The following is an 18,750-nucleotide window of genomic DNA, read 5'->3' as shown; positions in this document are numbered from 1 at the left end:
TCTAGATCAGAGACTGGTTTGAAATGAGTGCACTGACAGAGATAATCAAGCCCCAAAAAGGCCTTCATGCAATGAGTGTCGATGTGGAAGAATATTTCCAGGTCGGGGCCTTTGAAAAACATTTGAGTAAAGACGACTGGGCACAGTGCGCTCATCGCCTGGATTTTCAAATGTCACACTTATTAGAGCTTTTTGATAAGCATTCCATTAGAGCTACATTTTTTACCCTTGGTTGGGTTGCTGAGAAAAATCCTTCCCTGATTAGAAAAATGACTGATGCCGGCCATGAATTAGCTTGTCATGGTTATGATCATGGACGTGTCTTTAATTTTTCTCAGAAGGAGTTTAGGGAAGACCTTATAAAGGCCAAAGCCTGTTTAGAAGAGGCAGCAGGCGTTGCCGTAAAAGGCTATCGTGCTCCCAGCTTTTCAATAAGGGATGACTGTTTTTGGGCTTATGATGTTTTGGAAGAGCAGGGTTTTACATATTCTTCAAGTCTGTATCCTATCGCTCATGATCATTACGGTAGCCCTGCTGCTGAACGGGTCGCTTTCTTGCCTAAAGAGGGGCTCTCTATTGTAGAAATTCCTCCGACAACGCTGTCAAAGTTTGGTAAAAATTTACCTGTAGCGGGGGGCGGATTTTTTAGGCTTTTTCCTTATAGCTTGATGAGAAGTGGGATGCGGTCTGCTCATAAGCAGTTGAATTTTCCAGGGAATTTTTACTTCCATCCATGGGAGATTGACCCGGATCAGCCTAGAGTTGTTGCGTTGCCAGCGAAAAGTAAATTTAGACATTATGTGAACCTGTCGAGAATGTTCGGAAAATTGGACGCGTTATGCGCTGATTTTGAATGGTCAACCTTTCAAGATGTGTATTTTGGGGGTGAGGAGGAATGACCCTTGAGGTTCGGAAGTTAACAGGGTGCGAAGAAACCCGTCAAGCCTGGGATGATTTTGTCAGAAGTCACCCTGAGGGTAGCTTTTTTCATCTTTCATATTGGTATGACATCTGTACACAGGGTGCTGGACTTTCCTGCGTTTTCTTGATCGCTTATGACGAGACTAAAATTGTTGGCGTCTTACCTTTGACTTTGCACAAATCTCTTGTCTTCGGCAAAGCTGTCAAATCCATTGCTTTCGGTGTTGAGGGCGGCCCTCTCACTATAAATGAGGAAGCGAGGAAGGCCCTAGATCATGCAGCTCAAAATGAATGCAAGAGCCACGGAAGTCCTTATCTTGAATATCGAAGTGTGAAGGCCTCTCACAGAGAACAGATAAATTGGCATGTAAAAGATGGTATGTATGCAAGGTTTCGCCGCCCAATCTTGGAAGGTGAAGATGCAAATATTCTAGCGCTGCCCAATAAACAACGCCCAACTGTGCGCAAGGGGATGAAGGCTGAATTAGTCTGTACTTTCGGTGATGATCTTGAAGAATTTCATGCGCACTATAGTGCAAGTGTTCACCGACTTGGTACGCCGGTTTTTTCAAAGTCATATTTTACAGCGCTTTTAAAATTTGTCCCAAGCGAAGAAAGAGAGATATTGGTAGTTCGGACCCCAGAGGGAAAGTCTATCGGTGCGTTGCTGACATTTTTCTATGAAGGCATAGGATTGCCTTATTATATGGGAAGTTTGCCCGAGGCAAGACAATGGGCAGTGAATGATTTCATGCTTTTTAAACAATTAGTCAGAGCGGGTGAAAAAGGATGTCATACCTATGACCTTGGACGGAGCAAGGTTGGAACAGGCTCTTATGATTTCAAAAAGAAATTAGGCTATACCCCCGAACAATATGAGTATGAATATTTGATGTTGGACGGAAGTGAAATGCCTGATATGTCGCCGAAAAACCCTAAATATCAATTGATGATCAAGACTTGGCAGAAAATGCCACTCTTTCTAGCAAATATTATTGGCCCTCTTGTCTCAAAGGATCTTTCATAGGTGTCATATGGCGAATATTCTCTTTTTAGCGCATCGTATTCCATACCCTCCGAATAAAGGGGATAAGATCAGATCATGGAATTTTTTAAAACATCTCTTAAACAACCACTCAGTGCATTTGGGATGTTTTATAGATGACCCTGAAGACCGACAGCATATAAGTTATTTAAAGTCTCTTTGTGAATCTGTTCATGCAATAGAGCGTACTGGACTGATGAATAAAATATATGGTCTTTCGGGGCTTTTTAGAGGGCAATCAATCACGCGAGCTTCCTATACAAGTCGTTCTATGCAGCGTTATACGGACGCGCTCATTCAATCGAAACAGGTCGACGGTGTATTTGTTTTTTCTTGTGGTATGGCACAGTTTAGTGAAAAACATGCTGGAAATATTCCTATTTTGATGGATATGGTTGATGTTGATTCAGCCAAATGGGAAGCTTATAGCGCAGACAGTTCCTTCCCCATGAGCTGGATCTATAACCGAGAAGCGATAACTCTTGGAAAAGAAGAAGATTTTGCCGCTCGTTCTTCACATGAAACAATCTTAGTCAGTGCAGAGGAAGCTGCGCTGTTTAAAGAGCGTATGTCACCTCAATCCGCCGATCTAGCACAGAAAGTCTCTGGTTTGAATAATGGGGTTGATTGCCACTATTTTAGTGCTGAGCAAGCAGACGTATCTGCAGCGGAAGCCTCAGACCTTGTTTTTACCGGCGCTATGGATTACCGCCCAAACATTGAAGCTGTTTGTTGGTTTTGTGAAAATGTATTTCCTATGTTAAAAAATAAATACCCAACCATAACCTTTGCAATTGTGGGGGGGAAGCCCTCTCAGGATGTGCAGAGGCTTGCGGAGATCGAGGGCGTGATTGTCACTGACCGTGTGCCAGAAACGCGCGACTGGATAAAAGCGTCAAAAATCATGGTTGCACCGCTTAGAACGGCAAGAGGGGTGCAGAATAAAGTGCTTGAAGGTATGGCAATGGCCAAACCTGTTGTCTCAACAACTGAGGCTTATACCGGCATTGAAGCCCCTCAAGAGACGACAATATTTGTTCGGGATGATCCTATTCTTATGGCGAAACAAATCTTAAGCTTGCTTGAAGATGTGCCTCACGCAAATAGCATAGGGGCTCAAGCTAGGGAATGGGTCATGGCCAATTTTAGTTGGGAAAGCCAATTTCAAACATTAGATAGTCTTTTGACTTCTATGATTGAGACGGACAGCGAGGACTAAGGCATGAGATTAGGGCTATGGCCAACACATTTAGCGATTGCCATCCTATTAATGGCTGCCATGGTTTGGGCCTTTTTTCCCGCCTTTATTCATTTATGGGATGTTTTATGGCATCACGGTACATATGATTACGCTCTATTTGCACCATTGCTCACTCTTTATTTGCTCTATCAAAGATACACAATATTAAAAGACCGAGGGCGCCCCGTACCTCCAAAAATTGACGGGCTGGGTCTGTTACTTGCCGTCATCGCTATTCTTATTTATACATCAGGGCAGCTAATGTCTATTGCCTCGTTAAGTCATATCTCGATCGTTTTAGGGGGGTGGTCAATTGCCTTGACAGTCATAGGGCGTCGTCAATTTCAATTTTATTTCTATGCCCTTGCCTGTTTTGCTTTCATCGTTCCTTTCGGTTTTGTCATTGTTCCTTACTTGCAGTCAATCAGCGCTAAAGGGGCTGTCACGCTCTTGTCTCTGGTTGCAGAGGATTTGAGAAGTGATGGTATCTTTATTCACATGTCGGGCGGTTCCTATCTCATAGCGAAGGCTTGTGCAGGGTTGAACTTCTTAACCACGTCTATGATGATTGGGTATTTTTTATCAGCCATGTTATTTGAGCGCTTTAGGGATAAATTGTTGGTCATCGGGCTCTCGATTGTTATCCCAATATTTGCTAATATTTTGCGCGTTGTGACGATCATTTTGATCGCTGAATATTATAGTTATGAATTTGCTATGTCTACAGATCATATGATTTACGGTTGGATATTTTTATCCGTTATCATGCTTGTTTTGATCTCTTATGCTTTTAAGAAAGCGCCTAAAAAACCTTTTATACGCTTGCCTCTGCGGTATCCTGCTGCAAGCTCGTGGATGCCTGTTTTAGGTTTGGGTCTCTTGCTCATGTTACCAGCCCTTTTGAATTACAAGCTGGCCTCAGCCCGTGTAAATAACTGTGAACGTCCTACTCTGCATCTTAATGTTACCGCTGACTGGCGTCCCCTGCCAACAAGTGTGAATTTATGGACGCCTAATTTCGTGGGGGCTGATTTGAGCGAAAAATATCTCTTCCGCCAGGCTGATCGTTTTGTTGATGTCAGGTATTATTACTATCAATATCAGAGAGATGGACATGAACTTGTCGCGCTAAGAAATTCAATTGGGTCGTCTAAATATAGAAAACAAAATGGCCATGATAAAGTTTTTGAAGCTATTGGTTTGACAGTTCATGAAGGGATTGTGTCCTTAGGCAATCAGGAACGACGGTCAAACAAACTTGTTTGGACCATCTACTATAAGAAGAATGAGCCCATAGTTGATAGAATTGCATTATGGAAAGAATTAACAATAGAGCGGATCTCTGGAACAAACAGCTCGGCATCAGTCTTGTTGCTTTCAGTAAGTATGGATAAAATCACGTCAGAAAAAACCATAGAGGCGGCGCGTAAAATATTACGTGACTTTCTGCCTTTAGTTACTTATTCCGTTAAGGGTGATGAGCAATGTATGCTCTAGAAATTACTCAGTGTGAGGTTTTATCATGTGCGGCATAGCTGGCTTATTTTCAGTATCTGGAAAACAGGAATTCCTTCCTGTTAATTTAAATTCCATGATGGACCCTATGCAACACCGTGGTCCGGATGGTACCGGCCAGTTTATTGATAGAGGCATCGCTCTTGGTCATTTAAGACTGTCGATTGTGGATCTTGAAGGGGGCGTTCAGCCAATGCATGCTTCTCGGGGGGCTGCAATTCTGACTTTTAATGGTGAAATCTACAATGCTGCTGAACTCAGAGAAACACTTGAAGCTGAGGGCTATACTTTTCAGACCAGTCACTCTGATACCGAAGTGTTACTGAACGCTTATTTATATTGGGGGGATGACTGTGTCACTCATTTCAGGGGGATGTTCTCATTTGCAATTTGGGATGCAATGCGTCAACAGCTGTTCATTGCGCGGGACCGTTTAGGCATAAAGCCTCTCTATTACACCCAAGTTGGGGACGTTTTTGCATTTGCTTCGGAGTTAAAAGGATTATTGGCAATTCCTGACCTATGCCGTGAAATAAACCCTGAAGCGATCGAAGACTTTTTAACACTAGGCTATATCCCTGATCCTAAGACAATTTTCTTGAATTCATACAAATTACCCCCCGGACATTCTCTCACCTATAGCCGTCGCGCCAAAGGGCCCGTCATCAGAAAATACTGGGATTTGAATTTTATGGTGGAACAAGATCCTGGCGACCTTCAGAAAGAATTGGTGGACCGTTTAAGAGAAGCTGTTGATATTCGTATGATTTCAGACGTTCCGCTGGGGGCTTTCTTGTCTGGCGGCGTTGATTCTTCTCTTGTGGTCTCATTGATGGCCACAAGCAGTGATCAAGCTATTAACACTTGTTCAATCGGTATTGATGATGTCGAAATGGACGAAAGTGGCTATGCCGATAAAGTTGCTAAAATATTCAATACCAAGCACAGCATGCGGTTGGCTGATCCTGCACGGTGGCTGGATTTAAAGCTCCTTGCCCGTGTTTATGATGAGCCATTTGCCGATAATTCAGCCATTCCAATGCTGAAAGTTTCAGCAGCGGCCAGAGAGAATGTCACAGTTTCCTTATCTGGAGATGGTGGAGATGAAGTCTTTTTTGGGTATCGACGTCAGTATCTTCACATGCAAGAGCACAAATTAAGAAAGTTAATTCCTGAGAATATTCGCCGTAATTTATTCGGCTTTTTAGGGCGTTACTATCCAAAATTTGACTATCTACCAAGATTTTTGAGAGCAAAGTCCACTTTTGAGGCTTTGGCAATGACAGATGCAGAGGCCTATTGTCATACAGTTTCTAAAACGCCGTCGCGGGTAATGAATATTTTGCGAAGCGATAAATTGGAGCGGGACCTGGGGGGATATAGGACGAGAGACCTGTTTAAAGGGCTTTATGCCGAAGCGCCCGCTGATACTGAAATGGCTCGGATTAAATATATTGATTTTAAAACCTATTTAGCGGGAGGTGTTTTAACTAAAGTTGATCGAGCGAGTATGCACCACAGCCTTGAGGTGCGGGTGCCTATCTTAGATCACAAATTTGTTGAATGGGCAGCAACAGTCCCGGAAACAGAACAACTGCAAGGGACGAATGGCAAAGCTTGCCTGAAAAAAGCCCTAGAAGAATTTGTTGATAAAGATATTATTTACCGCGAGAAAAAAGGGTTTAATGTGCCCGTTGGCGACTGGATGAATAATGAGCTTTTAACGAAGTTGCAAAGCCTATCCAAGTCACCAGCTCTAAAAGAAACCGGCTATTTAAATACTGACTCCATTGATAAGATGGTGAAAGAGCACACAAGCGGTATGCAAAATCATGAAGGGACACTGTGGGCCCTCATTATGTTGGATGAAAGTCTATCGTATCTGCTAGGGAAAGACGCAGCATAAGTTTTTTGTCATTCAACGGGGTTTTCATAACTTAAAGTGTTATGCTTCCGTATCAAGAGCATAGCCTGCAGAGCGGATCGTACGGATATAGTCTGGCAAATCATCTTGATTTAATGACTTTCTTAACCGCCTTATATGTACATCTACTGTTCGTTCTTCTACGTAAACATCATGTCCCCAGACTTTATCTAACAATTGATCCCGAGAAAAAACCCGCCGCGGATTATTCATAAGATGACTGAGAAGTCGGTATTCTGTCGGTCCCAGATGTATAGGGTGATTCCCGCGGGTGACACGGTGTGATAAAGTATCGACCACAATGTCCTCAAAAGAAATTTTCTGAGCGGTCAGAGCTGGGCGCACACGACGTAGAACAGCTTGGACACGTGCAACAAGTTCTCGAGGCGAGAAGGGTTTTGTGAGATAGTCGTCTGCGCCAATTTCTAATCCCCTAATTCGATCAGCCTCCTCCGAACGTGCAGTGATCATAATAATGGGGACATTGGCAGTTTTCTGTGCTCGTCTTAACCTGCGACATATCTCTATGCCTGATAGGTTTGGTAACATCCAATCTAATAAAATAGCGTCTGGATTTAATTCACCTGCACAGAACAGAGCTTCTTCACCGTCATCGCAGGTTTCTACTGTATACCCTGACTTTTCTAGGTTATATCGCATCAACTCAGAAATATTATCATCATCTTCTACAATTAAAATATTCGGCTTCATCTTTGTAGTTCCTTTATCCTTCTGCCTCTGTCGTGACGATATAGTTGAATTGTTACAGATATAAGAAGCAAGAGGGCATTAGAAAGCTTTTGAAATGAAACCTTCTTACTGTTCTTGTGTTTTTTTATAGGCTTACTCATGGATTGAGGCTATACTCACTGAGGGTCGATAAGAAGTATAGTGTAGGAGCTGGGTAATATGGAATTTCCCACATCGAAGACAGATCCATCCCCCCATACAGCAGTGGATGATCAACAGGCAGGTATGACTGAAGACCAGGCGTCAAGACGACGGTTGCTTGCGCTGGGTGCTGCGGGATTGCCGATGATGCTGACAATGAAAGCAGGGGCTTCATCAAATATAATTTCTCAGTTGGATTGTCTTTTCTCAATCCCTGCCAATTTTACGATGTTGGTGCGCAATAACGGCAAAGTTTGGATGGGGGATAGTATTACCGTTAATTGGCAGGGCCAAATGATTACTAACAGCATCATTCGAGACATAAAGGATCAATCTGATATCATTCTAGGAAGAAATTCTGCCCCTTCAAATTTTAGACCGACCATAGCTGACTGCCCTTCTGTGCCCAATACGTCTAAAGGGAAGGGGGACGATGAACCTGTTATTGACCGAAAAGATCGCTGTGAGCGATTTAAAATATATGAAACGTCAGGTGGTCCCATCAACATAACGAACATACTTGACGAAAACGGGAATTGGTCCATCCCAAACAATGCGAATGGTCTATATCTTCATTTGATGAAGGCTTATGCAGATGAATTTGGAAATGACGGCGGGTTGCCTGGCATTAGCTGTATTCACTCTGCTCTTCTCTTTCATGGGCAGTTATAAGAGGACATTCCTAGCCCTTTTTGTGATCTTCCTTCTTGATTAAAGAGGAGGTCTTTACACCTTTGAATATGATTAAACTGCTTAAAAGCTTGCACTTTCCTCATAATTATTGATATTTTAGATGCAAATAACTCTTTTTGTACGTATAGTTAACTCTATATGAAATGAGATTGTGATCTAAGGAGTTGAATTGTGACAAATTCAAACCATTCTCAGACTCCCGAAAATACGGGGAGAATGAGCGAGACATTAACATCTAATCAAGCTAACCGGCGCCGCCTTTTGCAAATGGGTGCTGCGGGGCTACCTATGATGATGACAGTGAACTCTGGGGTTTCAGCTTCTGTTATTTCACAACTAGATTGCCTTTTTACGATCCCGGCTGGTTATGTAATGATGGTGAGAAGCAATGGTAAAGTCTGGATGGGCGATAGTATTTCGGCTCAGTGGCAAGGGGAGAAAATTACTCAAGCACTTGTGGACGACATTAAAAACCAGGCTGATATTACTACAGACCGTCAAGCGGCCCCTAACCAATTCAGACCTGATGAGGATGATTGCCCTTCAGGACCTGTTGAAGAGGAGAGTGATGATAGTAGTAGTAAGGGCAAAGGCAAAGGCAAAGACGATGACAGCAGTGATGATAATAGCTGTACAGTCGATGATGACAGCAGTGGCAAAGGCGATGACAGCAGCGACGATAGTAGCAGCTGTGAAGAAGATTTGTGTGGCACCTATAAAATTTACGAAACCACTGGTGCGGCGACAAATGTAAACAATTACGTAGATGGCTCCGGTAATTGGATTGAACCGCAAAACGCTAATCAACTCTACATTTATCTAATGGTCCTCTATGCCCAAGAATACGGCAATGACGGTGCTTTTCCTGGCATTAGTTGCATTCATTCCATTCTCGTTGGCTTTGGACAAGATTAATCATTTCTTATATATCAACAAGGGACTACCTTGTGCAATTTACCGCGCTAAACTGGCTTTCTGACGCTTCTTGGTTTTCAACCAAAATGGTTGATGATTATTTTCTTATATATAATTATCGGTCTGGTGATACACATGTATTAAATGCAATCTCGTATGAATTGCTTGAACTGATCGCACAAAATCCTGTACCAGCAGGGCAATTGAAAGAAGTTTTTGCTCAGCGCCTTCAGGTGACATCTACGGAGGTTCATGATCAACTCTTGAATAATGCCCTAAAATCTTTGGATGAGGCAGGGCTGATTGAACCAAGTGAGATGAGATTGTAGGATGGAGCAGTTTTTATCCAATTTTACCGATCACCATCTCGCCAAGGCTTTAAAGACTGGCAAGTTACAATTTGATATGGGAACCATAAAGTTCACGGTGAAAACATCCTATCGTAACATTATACCCTTCCTGAGAAATCAATATCATCATGTTCCTGTCTGTATAGAAGAGAAACTGTCTCATTTTACCTTGCAGCTTCAGGCACCGACAAAATTACGTCAATATTTTAGGCGCCAAGTTGTTCCTGTGAATACTGGTTTTCAAGGATTGATGCCGCTGCCTCTTCATTTAGCTCCTTTGTCCTTAGAAATGGGATTGAATTTGCATACTGCTCTTGGGACTTACCGGCATTTAATTTTACATGCTGGGGCTGTAGCAAATAGCAAAGGCGAAGCCATATTGATGCCGGCAGGCTCTGGCTCAGGAAAGAGCACGATGACGGCCTTTCTCATGGAAAATAATTACCGATTGTTAAGTGATGAATTTGGCATCATTGATATGAAATCAGGACTGTTGAAACCCTTTCCTCGCCCTGTGTCTTTAAAAAATGCAAGTATTGATGTTGTTAAGTCTTTTACTGAATCAGACCAGTTCAGTGATCGTTTTTATAAAACACCCAAAGGGACGCTCGCGTATAGACGGCCAAGGCAGATGGATCTTGAAGGCCGCACACTTGATGCTGGTTGTAAGTATATTCTATTTCCAAAGTTCAAGGTGAACGCCCCCTCAGGAGGCCAGCTTAAAGAATTACGGACCAGTGAAAGTATTTTGAAAATGATCCCTGGCTCGACCAATTATAAAGCGTTAGGGCGATCAGGGTTTGACGCTCTTTCTTCTGTCGCGGAACAAGCAACATGTTATTCTCTTGAGTATAACTCTTTAGAAGATTGTCAGTCTCTTTTGAGGCAGATCGGGGTGCTCTCATGAAGATGAAAGAGTATCTTGAGTTTACCAGAGGCAAAAAATCCCTGCAGGGCAACGCTGGTCGTAGTGGTTTTATAAAATGGGCAAAAAAGCATCACTTGCTTGGCAGAATAGCCCATGAACAACAAGATATGCTTGCGCAGGAGAGATCTTCTGAATTCGATCAAATTCTTAGGGAGATCATTGAAGATCAGAGAGTAGTGTCGTCTGGAGATGTGCGAAGGACATCTTTTGAAATTAATAGGCTACATCGCCTTCTGCTGAAAGAAGAGGGGAAAATAATTCTGCTGAAAGGCAGTGCCTATATTATGGCAGGTAAGAAAGCTGCGAGAGGTAGGCGGGTGACAGATGTGGATCTTTTGGTCCCGAAACCTCAGTTGGCCGCGTTAGAGCGCTTCATGCTTCAAAATGACTGGGGATATGATAGCACAACAGATAATCCCTATGATCAGGTTTACTACCGTACATATATGCATGAATTACCGCCGCTTAGACATAAAACGAGAAAGTCTGTTCTTGATATTCATCATGCACTTCTGCCCCTGACGCACCGCTTTTCTATAAAAATAGACCCCATGATCGAGACAGCAGTTCCTATAGAGGGGACCCCCTTCTTCAGATTTGCAGATGTTGATTTATTCATTCATGCCGCTGTTCATCATATGCTTGATGAAGAGGGAGATAATTTCGGCCGCAGTTTAGTAGAGTTACTTGATCTCTTTGACGATTTAGACTGTTCGCTAGATCTTGTTATAGCGCGCGCTGCAGAGGTAGGTGCTTCAAAGGCCGTTGCTTATGCTCTGTCTGCCATCTATGCAATAACGGAGGATTCACGTCTTGAATCTTCTCTTTCTTTCATCAAGAAACATACGTCATCCCTTGTATCTAAGGCGTTTCTTGATCAACTTGCTCTCGAGCCTAAGGGGATATCAAAGTTATTTCTTTATTGTCGGTCACATTATTTAAGAATGCCTCTTGGGATGCTGGCAGCGCATCTTTTTACGAAAGCCAAGAAGGATTTTATGATCAAATTTAAATATTACAAGAATGCGTGGGGACGGTCATAAACCGACAATGGGAATTAAATCAGCAAGTGAGTTAATTTCATAGGTCGCCTGCAAACTTTCGAGAGAAACATCCAAATAGCCAAATGTGACGACAGCGCTATCCCAGCCAGCATTTTTAGCAGCATTGATGTCATTGGAGCTGTCACCGACCATCAATATGGTATGAGACTTGTCTAATTTCATTAGATTTCTGGTTTCCGTCAAGTGACGTGCATCAGGTTTTTTAAAGGTAAAACTATTGCCCCCCGTAAGAGCGGTGAGCAGAGACATGATGTCTAATTCATTGAGAAGATGGGTTGCAAGTTCAACTGATTTATTTGTACAAACGGCGACAGGGATGCCAGCCTCTTTCGCCGCAATAAGAAATTTATAGCCCCCTTCAAAAAGTTTTGAGTGAATGCAAATGTGCTCATGGTAATAGTTTAAGAAGTCGGGCAGGGCGCTATCAAGGTTGATTCCAGTTATGCCCCCATTGCTTAAAAAAGCATCGCGCATCATCCTCTTGGCACCAAAACTAATCCCGTCCTTGATAATGTCCATTGTAACGGCAGGGCGGCTGTATAGATCCATCACATAATTTGTACTCGCGAGCAAGTCAGGGGCGGTATCTACTAGAGTGCCGTCTAAATCAAACACAACACCGTCATACTGATAATCAGTCACACTTCATCCTCATTTTGATCAGGGTTTTGGGAACACTACCGAGGAAGTCAACCTTGATCAAGCGCTAAAGAAATTTGTGTATGCGTTGCTTCCCGTGCAAGGTCACTTGCCGTCTGACCATCATCGGATGTAAGCAGGGGATCTGCCTTAACAGCCAGCAAAATATCAATCAGATCTTGCCTGCCGCTCTTGGCTGCTGCCATTAAGGGTGTCCACCCTCCTGCCTGTTTTACATTCACGAGACAGCCCGCCTCTGTCAGTAAGGTGACGCAAGCCGCATCTCCCGCAGCCACAGCAGTATGAATGGGACAGACGGCACTTGGGTTTTCTGCTGGGATATTCAAGTTACATCCTTTTTGAATAAGATAGGCGAGAATTTCATCAGTTTTAAAATATGCAGCATAATGCAGGGGATAAAATCCATCAGGTGATGGCTGTTTTAGAAGTGAGATGTCAGCGTCAAGCTGCGCTCTAACATCCTCTAGGCGCCCCATCGCAATCAGTTCGCCAAAATTACAGGAAAGCTTATAGGATGCAATAACCTCGGCCATGTCCTTGCGTTGATAATAAAGCGCAAACATCAAAGCACTGATGCCGCTGCTGTGATTGTCATTGGCCTTCGCAGGGTGATTTTTAAGGTGGGTCTGAAGGGCCCTGATATCACCTTTTTCGATTAAGTCACATATAGACATTCTATGCCCCCTCTTTGCCATTTGCAGTATCTCAGATGCCAGCCTCAACTGTGTCTTGCTTCCAGAGTGCCTATCATAACGAAAATTATGCTGTTTGAGGAATAAAAAACCAGGTTTCTTCTGAAACAATTGCGTTCTCTTAGTAATAGAGGTAAGCAATTAAACGCGAGTCTATGGCTCCTGAATTGAATGATAATAACCACTGGCTAGTGAAGAAATGCGATTGGATACTGTAATGAGTGATTGGAAACCTGATAGTTGGAAAAAATTCCCAATTAAACAAGTGCCGACTTACCCAGATGCTGAAAAGCATCAACGAGTTTTAGGAGAGCTTGCATCTTATCCACCGCTGGTTTTTGCTGGAGAAGCACGACGCTTAAAATCACAATTGGCCGAAGTTGCAGAAGGGCGCGGATTTCTTCTGCAAGGCGGTGATTGTGCCGAAAGCTTTGCCGAGTTTCATCCTAATAATATTAGAGATACTTTTCGTGTGCTCCTGCAGATGGCTGTTGTATTGACATTTGCGGCTTCTTGCCCCGTTGTTAAGGTGGGACGCTTAGCAGGTCAATTTGCGAAGCCACGGTCAAGCGATATTGAAAAGAAAGACGGTCAAGAGTTGCCAAGTTACCGCGGTGACATTGTCAATGGAATCGACTTTACAGAGGGATCACGAATCCCTGATCCGGATCGTCAAATAAAAGCTTATTCTCAATCTGCCGCGACCTTGAACCTGCTAAGAGCTTTCGCGCAGGGGGGCTATGCAAATTTGATGTCAGTACATAAATGGACATTAGACTTTGTCGGTCAAACTGAGGCTGCAGAGCAATATCGAGAATTAGCCGATAACATTTCTAATGCGCTCGAGTTTATGCAGGCCTGCGGCATTAACCCTAACGAAGTCACGCAGCTTCAAGGGACGGACTTTTATACCTCTCATGAAAGTTTGCTGCTTGATTATGAAACGGCTTTGACGCGGGTGGATAGCACCACAGGAGATTGGTATGACACATCTGCCCACATGTTATGGATCGGGGACCGCACGCGTCAGCTTGACGGCGCTCATATCGAATTTATGCGCGGCATCAGTAACCCGATTGCATGTAAAGTTGGTCCAACAATGGAAACGGATGAATTGCTGCAGTTGATTGATGCTCTTAATCCGAATAACGAAGCAGGGCGATTGACCTTAATCACTCGCTTTGGAGCAGATAAAGTCGAAGAACATTTACCTCGCTTGCTGAGAGCTGTGAAAGCAGAAGGGAAAAAAGTTATTTGGTCCTGTGATCCAATGCACGGAAATACGATTTCAGCAAGCGGTTATAAGACACGCCCCTTTGAGCGTGTGATCCGCGAAGTGCGTCAAGTCTTCGCCTGCCATAAAGCCGAAGGCACCTACGCAGGCGGTGTCCACCTTGAATTAACGGGTCAGAATGTAACGGAATGTACAGGCGGTGCAGCGGCCATTACTGAAGAGGGCCTTGGCAGTCGTTACCATACCCACTGTGACCCGCGTTTGAACGCTAGTCAGTCTGTAGAGTTGGCCTTTTTAGTGGCCAAAATGCTGAAAGAAGAGCGAGAAGCCTTGGTTGCTACAGTTTAAGAAATTGATAGGACTGCAGGGGCTGTTTTGACAGGCCTTGCGGTTTTTTTCTAGCTTCAGCCATTTTACAGTTGACCGTTAGAATAATTATGCTATTCCACATTCCATAGATGGTCCCATAGCTCAACTGGATAGAGCATCTGCCTTCTAAGCAGAGGGTTTCAGGTTCGAGTCCTGATGGGATCGCCATATTTTAAAGGCTGCGTTTATCGCAGCCTTTTTTATGTCTGGCTTAACGGGCTGTCCATCCGCCTTCAATGGGGAGGGCTGCGCCGTTAAAACTTCGCGTAGCATCTTTGCAAAGATACAAGGCTAAATCAGCTACCTCTTCGACAGTCACAAATCGTTTATTGGGTTGAGCGGCTAGAATGACTTCGCGGATCACTTCTTCTTCAGTCATATTATGAACTTTGGCTTGATCTTTGATCTGCATGTCAACGAGCGGCGTGCGTACATAGCCGGGACAGATGGCATTCACACATATATTCTCTTCTTCAGCTAATTCTAGGCCAAGAGATTTGGTGAAGCCAACCACACCGTGCTTCGCAGCCACATAGGCCGATTTGAAGGGGGAGGCCACGAGGCCATGGGCGCTGGCAATATTCAGAATGCGACCATAACCTGATCGACGCATATGAGGCACGGCTGCTTTTGACGTATAAAAGGCACTGGAGAGGTTTAGGCTAATAATAGATTCCCATCGATCCGCAGGAAAGTCCTCTACCTTTTCAACATGTTGAATGCCTGCATTGTTGATGAGAACGTCTATTTTTCCGAAGTGATTAACCACCTGATTGACGAGCGTTATGGCAGCCTCACCGTCCATTAAATCAGCGGGAAAAAAGCGTGCTTGATTGCCCTTGTAGGCAGATAAATTTTCCACAACATAGGTGATTTCTTCTGCTGTTCCAAACCCATTCACGGCGATGGTTGCCCCTGCTTTCGCGAAGTGCTCAGCAATACCAAGGCCAATGCCACTTGTAGAGCCTGTGATGAGGGCTATTTTTCCCGTTAAGTCAGTCATAGTCTATCCTTTTATGGCTACTAAATAGCGATCAATTCCCGCTGAAAGGTCTGTAATTAAATCTTCGGGATCCTCAAGGCCGATATGCAGCCTGAATGTTGGTCCATTCGCCTGAAACTTCGATTTTTTCCTGTAACTGCGTGGGTCAGTTGGCAGGATGAGGCTTTCATAACCTCCCCAGCTGAAACCCATTTTATAATGGTGCAGATCATCTACGAGCGCTGCGGCATGATCTAAACTTCCATCTTTCATAACAAAACTAAAAAGGCCCGTTGATCCCGAGAAGTCTCTCTTCCAGATTTCGTGTCCAGGACAGTCTGGCAGAGCGGGATGGAGAACCCGGTCCACAGCAGGATGAGCTGCAAGCCACTGGGCAACGGCAAGAGCATTCTCTTCATGTTGTTTGAGACGAACGCTCATGGTTCTAAGGCCGCGAAGGGCCAGGTAGGCATCATCTGCGGAACAAGTTTGTCCTGTCGCCATTGCATAGGATCGCAGTGCTGGTAGGCAGGCTTCATTCGCGAGAGCAGCACCGATCATCACATCAGAGTGGCCTACAATATATTTAGTGGCGGCGTGTACCACAACATCAACCCCGTATTCAAAGGCTTGATAATTTAGGGCTGTGGCCCACGTATTATCCATGATCACTGTTGCTTTGTGATCTTTCGCAGCCCTGACAATAGCTGGGACATCTTGAACTTCAAAGGTCAAGGAGCCGGGGGCTTCTACAATGATACAAGCCGTATTCTCTCTTAGAAGATCTACAATGTTACCGCCAATCATTGGATCATAATATTCAGCCTCAACACCACTGTCTTTAAGCAGTGTCTGTGAAAAATACCGCGTTGGGTCATACGCACTGTCAGTAATCAGTACATGATCCCCAGCCTTAACTTGACTGAGAATTGCAGATGTCATGGCTGCGAGGCCTGAGGGAAAGAGCAAACAGCCCGCAGCTTTCTCTCCTTCCAGGGCCATCAACGCATCGCTCAATGCCCAGTGGGTCGGCGTTCCTTTTCGGCCATAATAGAGATGTTTTTGATAGGGATCTGCATTGCGTTCTTGCATTTCTGCATAGGTGTCAAAAATACAGGTGGAAGCTCTGTAGACAGGCGGGTTTACGATACCGTGTGTATACTCTTTACCGCGCCCAGCGCTCACAATAGTTGTTTCTTTTTTCATAGAGATTACTCGTTACCCTTTTTCTACGGGGGTGGTTTCTTGCGCGCCCCATTCTGACCATGATCCGTCATATATGGCAACATCCTTTTTTTCAAGGATTTCTAGTGCCAAGCCAACCACGCAGGCTGTTATGCCGGAACCACAACTTGTGACAGCAGGCCTGGAAAAGTTAAGACCGGCTTGCTTGAAAGTTTGCTCAAGGAATTCAGGCCCATGATACGTGCCGTCGTCCTGAATTAACTGTGTAAAAGGAACGTTGAGCGCTCCTGGCATATGCCCGCTTTTAAGACCTTCTCTGGGTTCCGGAACCTTGGCAGAGAAACGATCATGAGATCGGGCATCAAGGATTTGGCGATCCTTTTTCTCAACAAAGTGACACATATCTTCTAAGGACGCGACCGCGATACAGGAGGGCTTAATTTCAAAATGCCCAACATCTGCTTTTACCGGGTTGGAACAGACAGGTTTGGATTCTGAGACCCATTTTTGCAGCCCCCCGTTCATAACGTATACAGCGCCATGGCCGAACTCAAGAAACATCATCCGTCCTCTCGCTGCGGTTCGGAGGTCACTATTGTCATACAAAATTATAGTATCTTGGTTGGTCAATCCAGCGCTTTCAGCAAAAGACTGGAAAAGCTCTTTAGAAGGCATCATATGCGGTAAGGTTGATGTTTGGTCGGCAACACTGTCAATATCAAGAAACTGTGCGCCTTGGATATGGGCAGTTTCAAACTCGCGCAGGCCAGATCGATTGGTTGCAGGCATATGCCAGCTGCAATCAATGAGTTTTATTTGTGAGTTTGTTAGGTGTTCATGCACCCAGTCAGTTGAAACAAGCGGTCCCATACTTTCCTCCATTTTATATAGGGTAACAGCTTCACTGTGTGAGAAAAGAAAAAAATGGCGGTTCAATTAAGAACCGCCAGAGATAGGGAGGAAATAACAAAACCATGAGGTTTTATCAATCAGATCAGGGGATCCAATTCAGGTGTCTCGCGACAAGCAACTAGTTCAAAGTTGTACGGATATGCACATCATCGCCTTCACGAGTAAATAGGGTTTTAAACATAGGATGATCAATATTATGATCATTTTCACAAGCAATCAGATGGTCTTCCGAAACATAAGTGGTATGACTTTCACCATCAACCATCACATAATACCATGGGCTGTCTTTTTTCGGAGCAGATTTTGCCATCATTTCATACCATTCTTCCGACTGAGAATATCGGGCATCCACATCAAATATTAGACCAACATAACCAAAGAGACGGTGTCGAACGTACATGCCGGGTGCAAATTTTGCCTCGCTAAAGACAGGTGTAATCTTGACTGGGTCACAGGTTATGCTTTGTAAATGTGTCATTGGTATTCTCCAACTAATGCCTTTAGAATATATTCTCAAGGCAGGCTGTTAAAAAGGGCGAGATACTCAAAACAAAATTACTCATAACAGCTCAAAAGAGCTTTGGTCGCCTGATGATTTAACTCTACCAAAGTGATCTTAATAAATGCTGAATCAAATGAAGATTTATGTTAAGGAATGGGTAATCTTTCCTAAGAAAAACTTAAGAGGAATGCTTGGATAAATATCGTTGACTCTTTCGTTAATCAGGGTACATAGCGGGTGATTAGAAAAAAGGACTGACAATGGCTAACTCTATATACGGTGAATTGGAACAACTTGGTAAAACAGGGGGGGCTGCCCAAACACCTGAAGAAGCAATTCTTGAATATGTAAAAAATCCACGTCCTGACAGCGACTATGTCGTTCGTTTTACCTGCCCCGAATTTACAAGCCTCTGCCCCGTAACCGGTCAGCCAGATTTTGCGCATCTCGTTCTGGACTATATTCCTGGGGAAACTCTTGTGGAGAGCAAATCTCTTAAATTGTTCTTTCAATCCTTTAGAAATCATCAAGCCTTCCACGAAGATTGTACAGTTGGCATTGGGGAACGCCTTGTGAAAGAGATGGCACCTAAATGGCTTAGATTTGCAGGCTACTGGTATCCGAGGGGCGGTATTCCAATTGATGTTTTCTATCAGACCGGCGCTGCCCCAGAGGGTGTATGGGTGCCAGAACAAGCTGTTCCTACCTATAGAGGACGGGGATAGTCT

General features: G+C 44.0%; 19 protein-coding genes and 1 tRNA gene. 13 read left to right on the top strand and 7 right to left on the bottom strand.

Annotated features, from left to right (window positions below):
• The first annotated feature begins 23 nt into the window (after window positions 1-23).
• From QGN29_RS13710 to asnB, 5 genes are read left to right on the top strand one after another with little or no spacing between them, the layout of a single operon-like run.
• Window positions 24-899, top strand: coding sequence for an XrtA system polysaccharide deacetylase (locus QGN29_RS13710; protein ID WP_310798438.1), 876 nt, complete (start codon window positions 24-26; stop codon window positions 897-899).
• Window positions 896-1,948, top strand: a complete 1,053-nt coding sequence (locus tag QGN29_RS13705; protein WP_310798437.1) for a FemAB family XrtA/PEP-CTERM system-associated protein — start codon at window positions 896-898, stop codon at window positions 1,946-1,948. Before QGN29_RS13710 ends, QGN29_RS13705 begins: the two co-directional genes overlap by 4 nt.
• A gap of 7 nt (window positions 1,949-1,955) precedes the next feature.
• Window positions 1,956-3,185: a TIGR03087 family PEP-CTERM/XrtA system glycosyltransferase gene (locus tag QGN29_RS13700; protein WP_310798436.1), complete on the top strand. Its 1,230-nt coding sequence runs from the start codon at window positions 1,956-1,958 to the stop codon at window positions 3,183-3,185.
• A 3-nt stretch (window positions 3,186-3,188) separates the two neighbouring features.
• Window positions 3,189-4,703 (top strand): exosortase C-terminal domain/associated protein EpsI, encoded by a 1,515-nt coding sequence (locus QGN29_RS13695; protein ID WP_310798435.1) that lies wholly within the window; start codon window positions 3,189-3,191, stop codon window positions 4,701-4,703.
• Between the two features lie 25 nt (window positions 4,704-4,728).
• Window positions 4,729-6,627, top strand: coding sequence for an asparagine synthase (glutamine-hydrolyzing) (asnB, locus tag QGN29_RS13690; RefSeq protein WP_310798434.1), 1,899 nt, complete (start codon window positions 4,729-4,731; stop codon window positions 6,625-6,627).
• A gap of 39 nt (window positions 6,628-6,666) precedes the next feature.
• Here asnB and phoB read toward each other — a convergent pair whose 3' ends face one another.
• Window positions 6,667-7,356: a phosphate regulon transcriptional regulator PhoB gene (phoB, locus tag QGN29_RS13685; protein WP_310798433.1), complete on the bottom strand. Its 690-nt coding sequence runs from the start codon at window positions 7,354-7,356 to the stop codon at window positions 6,667-6,669.
• Between the two features lie 198 nt (window positions 7,357-7,554).
• Here phoB and QGN29_RS13680 point away from each other — a divergent pair, with 198 nt between their 5' ends.
• From QGN29_RS13680 to QGN29_RS13660, 5 genes are all read left to right on the top strand, one after another.
• A complete protein-coding gene (locus QGN29_RS13680) occupies window positions 7,555-8,208 on the top strand; it encodes a hypothetical protein (RefSeq protein WP_310798432.1) in 654 nt (217 codons plus the stop codon).
• 192 nt (window positions 8,209-8,400) lie between these two features.
• Window positions 8,401-9,144, top strand: a complete 744-nt coding sequence (locus QGN29_RS13675; RefSeq protein ID WP_310798431.1) for a hypothetical protein — start codon at window positions 8,401-8,403, stop codon at window positions 9,142-9,144.
• Between the two features lie 32 nt (window positions 9,145-9,176).
• On the top strand, window positions 9,177-9,473 hold the full coding sequence (locus QGN29_RS13670; protein ID WP_310798430.1) for an HPr-rel-A system PqqD family peptide chaperone: 297 nt from the start codon (window positions 9,177-9,179) through the stop codon (window positions 9,471-9,473).
• Window position 9,474: 1 nt separating this feature from the next.
• Complete coding sequence (locus QGN29_RS13665) at window positions 9,475-10,401, top strand: HprK-related kinase A (RefSeq protein WP_310798429.1); 927 nt, start codon at window positions 9,475-9,477, stop codon at window positions 10,399-10,401.
• A complete protein-coding gene (locus QGN29_RS13660; protein ID WP_310798428.1) occupies window positions 10,398-11,465 on the top strand; it encodes a nucleotidyltransferase family protein in 1,068 nt (355 codons plus the stop codon). The genes QGN29_RS13665 and QGN29_RS13660 overlap by 4 nt, the downstream gene beginning before the upstream one ends.
• On the opposite strand, the gene QGN29_RS13655 is transcribed toward QGN29_RS13660, so the two are convergent.
• Together QGN29_RS13655 and QGN29_RS13650 are read right to left on the bottom strand one after the other, a co-directional pair.
• Window positions 11,460-12,128, bottom strand: a complete 669-nt coding sequence (locus QGN29_RS13655; RefSeq protein ID WP_310798427.1) for an HAD-IA family hydrolase — start codon at window positions 12,126-12,128, stop codon at window positions 11,460-11,462. The genes QGN29_RS13660 and QGN29_RS13655 overlap by 6 nt on opposite strands.
• A 47-nt stretch (window positions 12,129-12,175) precedes the next feature.
• On the bottom strand, window positions 12,176-12,820 hold the full coding sequence (locus QGN29_RS13650) for an ankyrin repeat domain-containing protein (RefSeq protein WP_310798426.1): 645 nt from the start codon (window positions 12,818-12,820) through the stop codon (window positions 12,176-12,178).
• Window positions 12,821-13,055: 235 nt separating this feature from the next.
• On the opposite strand from QGN29_RS13650, the gene QGN29_RS13645 reads away from it, so the two are divergent.
• Together QGN29_RS13645 and QGN29_RS13640 are read left to right on the top strand one after the other, a co-directional pair.
• A complete protein-coding gene (locus QGN29_RS13645; protein WP_310798425.1) occupies window positions 13,056-14,420 on the top strand; it encodes a class II 3-deoxy-7-phosphoheptulonate synthase in 1,365 nt (454 codons plus the stop codon).
• 112 nt (window positions 14,421-14,532) lie between these two features.
• Window positions 14,533-14,609: transfer RNA gene (locus QGN29_RS13640), tRNA-Arg, on the top strand.
• Window positions 14,610-14,652: 43 nt separating this feature from the next.
• Here QGN29_RS13640 and QGN29_RS13635 read toward each other — a convergent pair.
• The 4 genes from QGN29_RS13635 to hspQ all read right to left on the bottom strand — a co-directional run bounded on the left by QGN29_RS13635 (window position 14,653) and on the right by hspQ (window position 17,998).
• A complete protein-coding gene (locus QGN29_RS13635; protein WP_310798424.1) occupies window positions 14,653-15,444 on the bottom strand; it encodes a 3-hydroxybutyrate dehydrogenase in 792 nt (263 codons plus the stop codon).
• 3 nt (window positions 15,445-15,447) lie between these two features.
• Window positions 15,448-16,635: a cystathionine beta-lyase gene (gene metC, locus QGN29_RS13630; RefSeq protein WP_375164715.1), complete on the bottom strand. Its 1,188-nt coding sequence runs from the start codon at window positions 16,633-16,635 to the stop codon at window positions 15,448-15,450.
• A 6-nt stretch (window positions 16,636-16,641) separates the two neighbouring features.
• Window positions 16,642-17,478 carry a sulfurtransferase gene (locus tag QGN29_RS13625; RefSeq protein WP_310798422.1) on the bottom strand — a complete coding sequence of 279 codons (837 nt, stop codon included), beginning with the start codon at window positions 17,476-17,478 and terminating at the stop codon, window positions 16,642-16,644.
• A gap of 160 nt (window positions 17,479-17,638) precedes the next feature.
• Window positions 17,639-17,998 (bottom strand): heat shock protein HspQ, encoded by a 360-nt coding sequence (gene hspQ, locus QGN29_RS13620; protein WP_310798421.1) that lies wholly within the window; start codon window positions 17,996-17,998, stop codon window positions 17,639-17,641.
• A 284-nt stretch (window positions 17,999-18,282) separates the two neighbouring features.
• On the opposite strand from hspQ, the gene queF reads away from it, so the two are divergent.
• A complete protein-coding gene (gene queF, locus QGN29_RS13615; protein ID WP_310798420.1) occupies window positions 18,283-18,747 on the top strand; it encodes a preQ(1) synthase in 465 nt (154 codons plus the stop codon).
• Window positions 18,748-18,750 lie beyond the last annotated feature (3 nt).

This window comes from Temperatibacter marinus (assembly GCF_031598375.1).
GTDB lineage: Bacteria > Pseudomonadota > Alphaproteobacteria > Sphingomonadales > Kordiimonadaceae > Temperatibacter > Temperatibacter marinus.
Note: the sequence above shows the minus strand (reverse complement) of the source record. Positions and strands in the feature narration are given on the sequence as shown.

Excerpts from the sequence above, each read along its gene's own strand:
- QGN29_RS13710 (WP_310798438.1), top strand. The coding sequence starts at position 24 with ATGAGTGCACTGACAGAGATAATCAAGCCCCAAAAAGGCCTTCATGCA.
- QGN29_RS13705 (WP_310798437.1), top strand. The coding sequence starts at position 896 with ATGACCCTTGAGGTTCGGAAGTTAACAGGGTGCGAAGAAACCCGTCAA.
- QGN29_RS13700 (WP_310798436.1), top strand. The coding sequence starts at position 1,956 with ATGGCGAATATTCTCTTTTTAGCGCATCGTATTCCATACCCTCCGAAT.
- QGN29_RS13695 (WP_310798435.1), top strand. The coding sequence starts at position 3,189 with ATGAGATTAGGGCTATGGCCAACACATTTAGCGATTGCCATCCTATTA.
- asnB (WP_310798434.1), top strand. The coding sequence starts at position 4,729 with ATGTGCGGCATAGCTGGCTTATTTTCAGTATCTGGAAAACAGGAATTC.
- phoB (WP_310798433.1), bottom strand. The coding sequence starts at position 7,356 with ATGAAGCCGAATATTTTAATTGTAGAAGATGATGATAATATTTCTGAG.
- QGN29_RS13680 (WP_310798432.1), top strand. The coding sequence starts at position 7,555 with ATGGAATTTCCCACATCGAAGACAGATCCATCCCCCCATACAGCAGTG.
- QGN29_RS13665 (WP_310798429.1), top strand. The coding sequence starts at position 9,475 with ATGGAGCAGTTTTTATCCAATTTTACCGATCACCATCTCGCCAAGGCT.
- QGN29_RS13660 (WP_310798428.1), top strand. The coding sequence starts at position 10,398 with ATGAAGATGAAAGAGTATCTTGAGTTTACCAGAGGCAAAAAATCCCTG.
- QGN29_RS13650 (WP_310798426.1), bottom strand. The coding sequence starts at position 12,820 with ATGTCTATATGTGACTTAATCGAAAAAGGTGATATCAGGGCCCTTCAG.
- QGN29_RS13645 (WP_310798425.1), top strand. The coding sequence starts at position 13,056 with ATGAGTGATTGGAAACCTGATAGTTGGAAAAAATTCCCAATTAAACAA.
- QGN29_RS13635 (WP_310798424.1), bottom strand. The coding sequence starts at position 15,444 with ATGACTGACTTAACGGGAAAAATAGCCCTCATCACAGGCTCTACAAGT.
- QGN29_RS13625 (WP_310798422.1), bottom strand. The coding sequence starts at position 17,478 with ATGGGACCGCTTGTTTCAACTGACTGGGTGCATGAACACCTAACAAAC.
- hspQ (WP_310798421.1), bottom strand. The coding sequence starts at position 17,998 with ATGACACATTTACAAAGCATAACCTGTGACCCAGTCAAGATTACACCT.
- queF (WP_310798420.1), top strand. The coding sequence starts at position 18,283 with ATGGCTAACTCTATATACGGTGAATTGGAACAACTTGGTAAAACAGGG.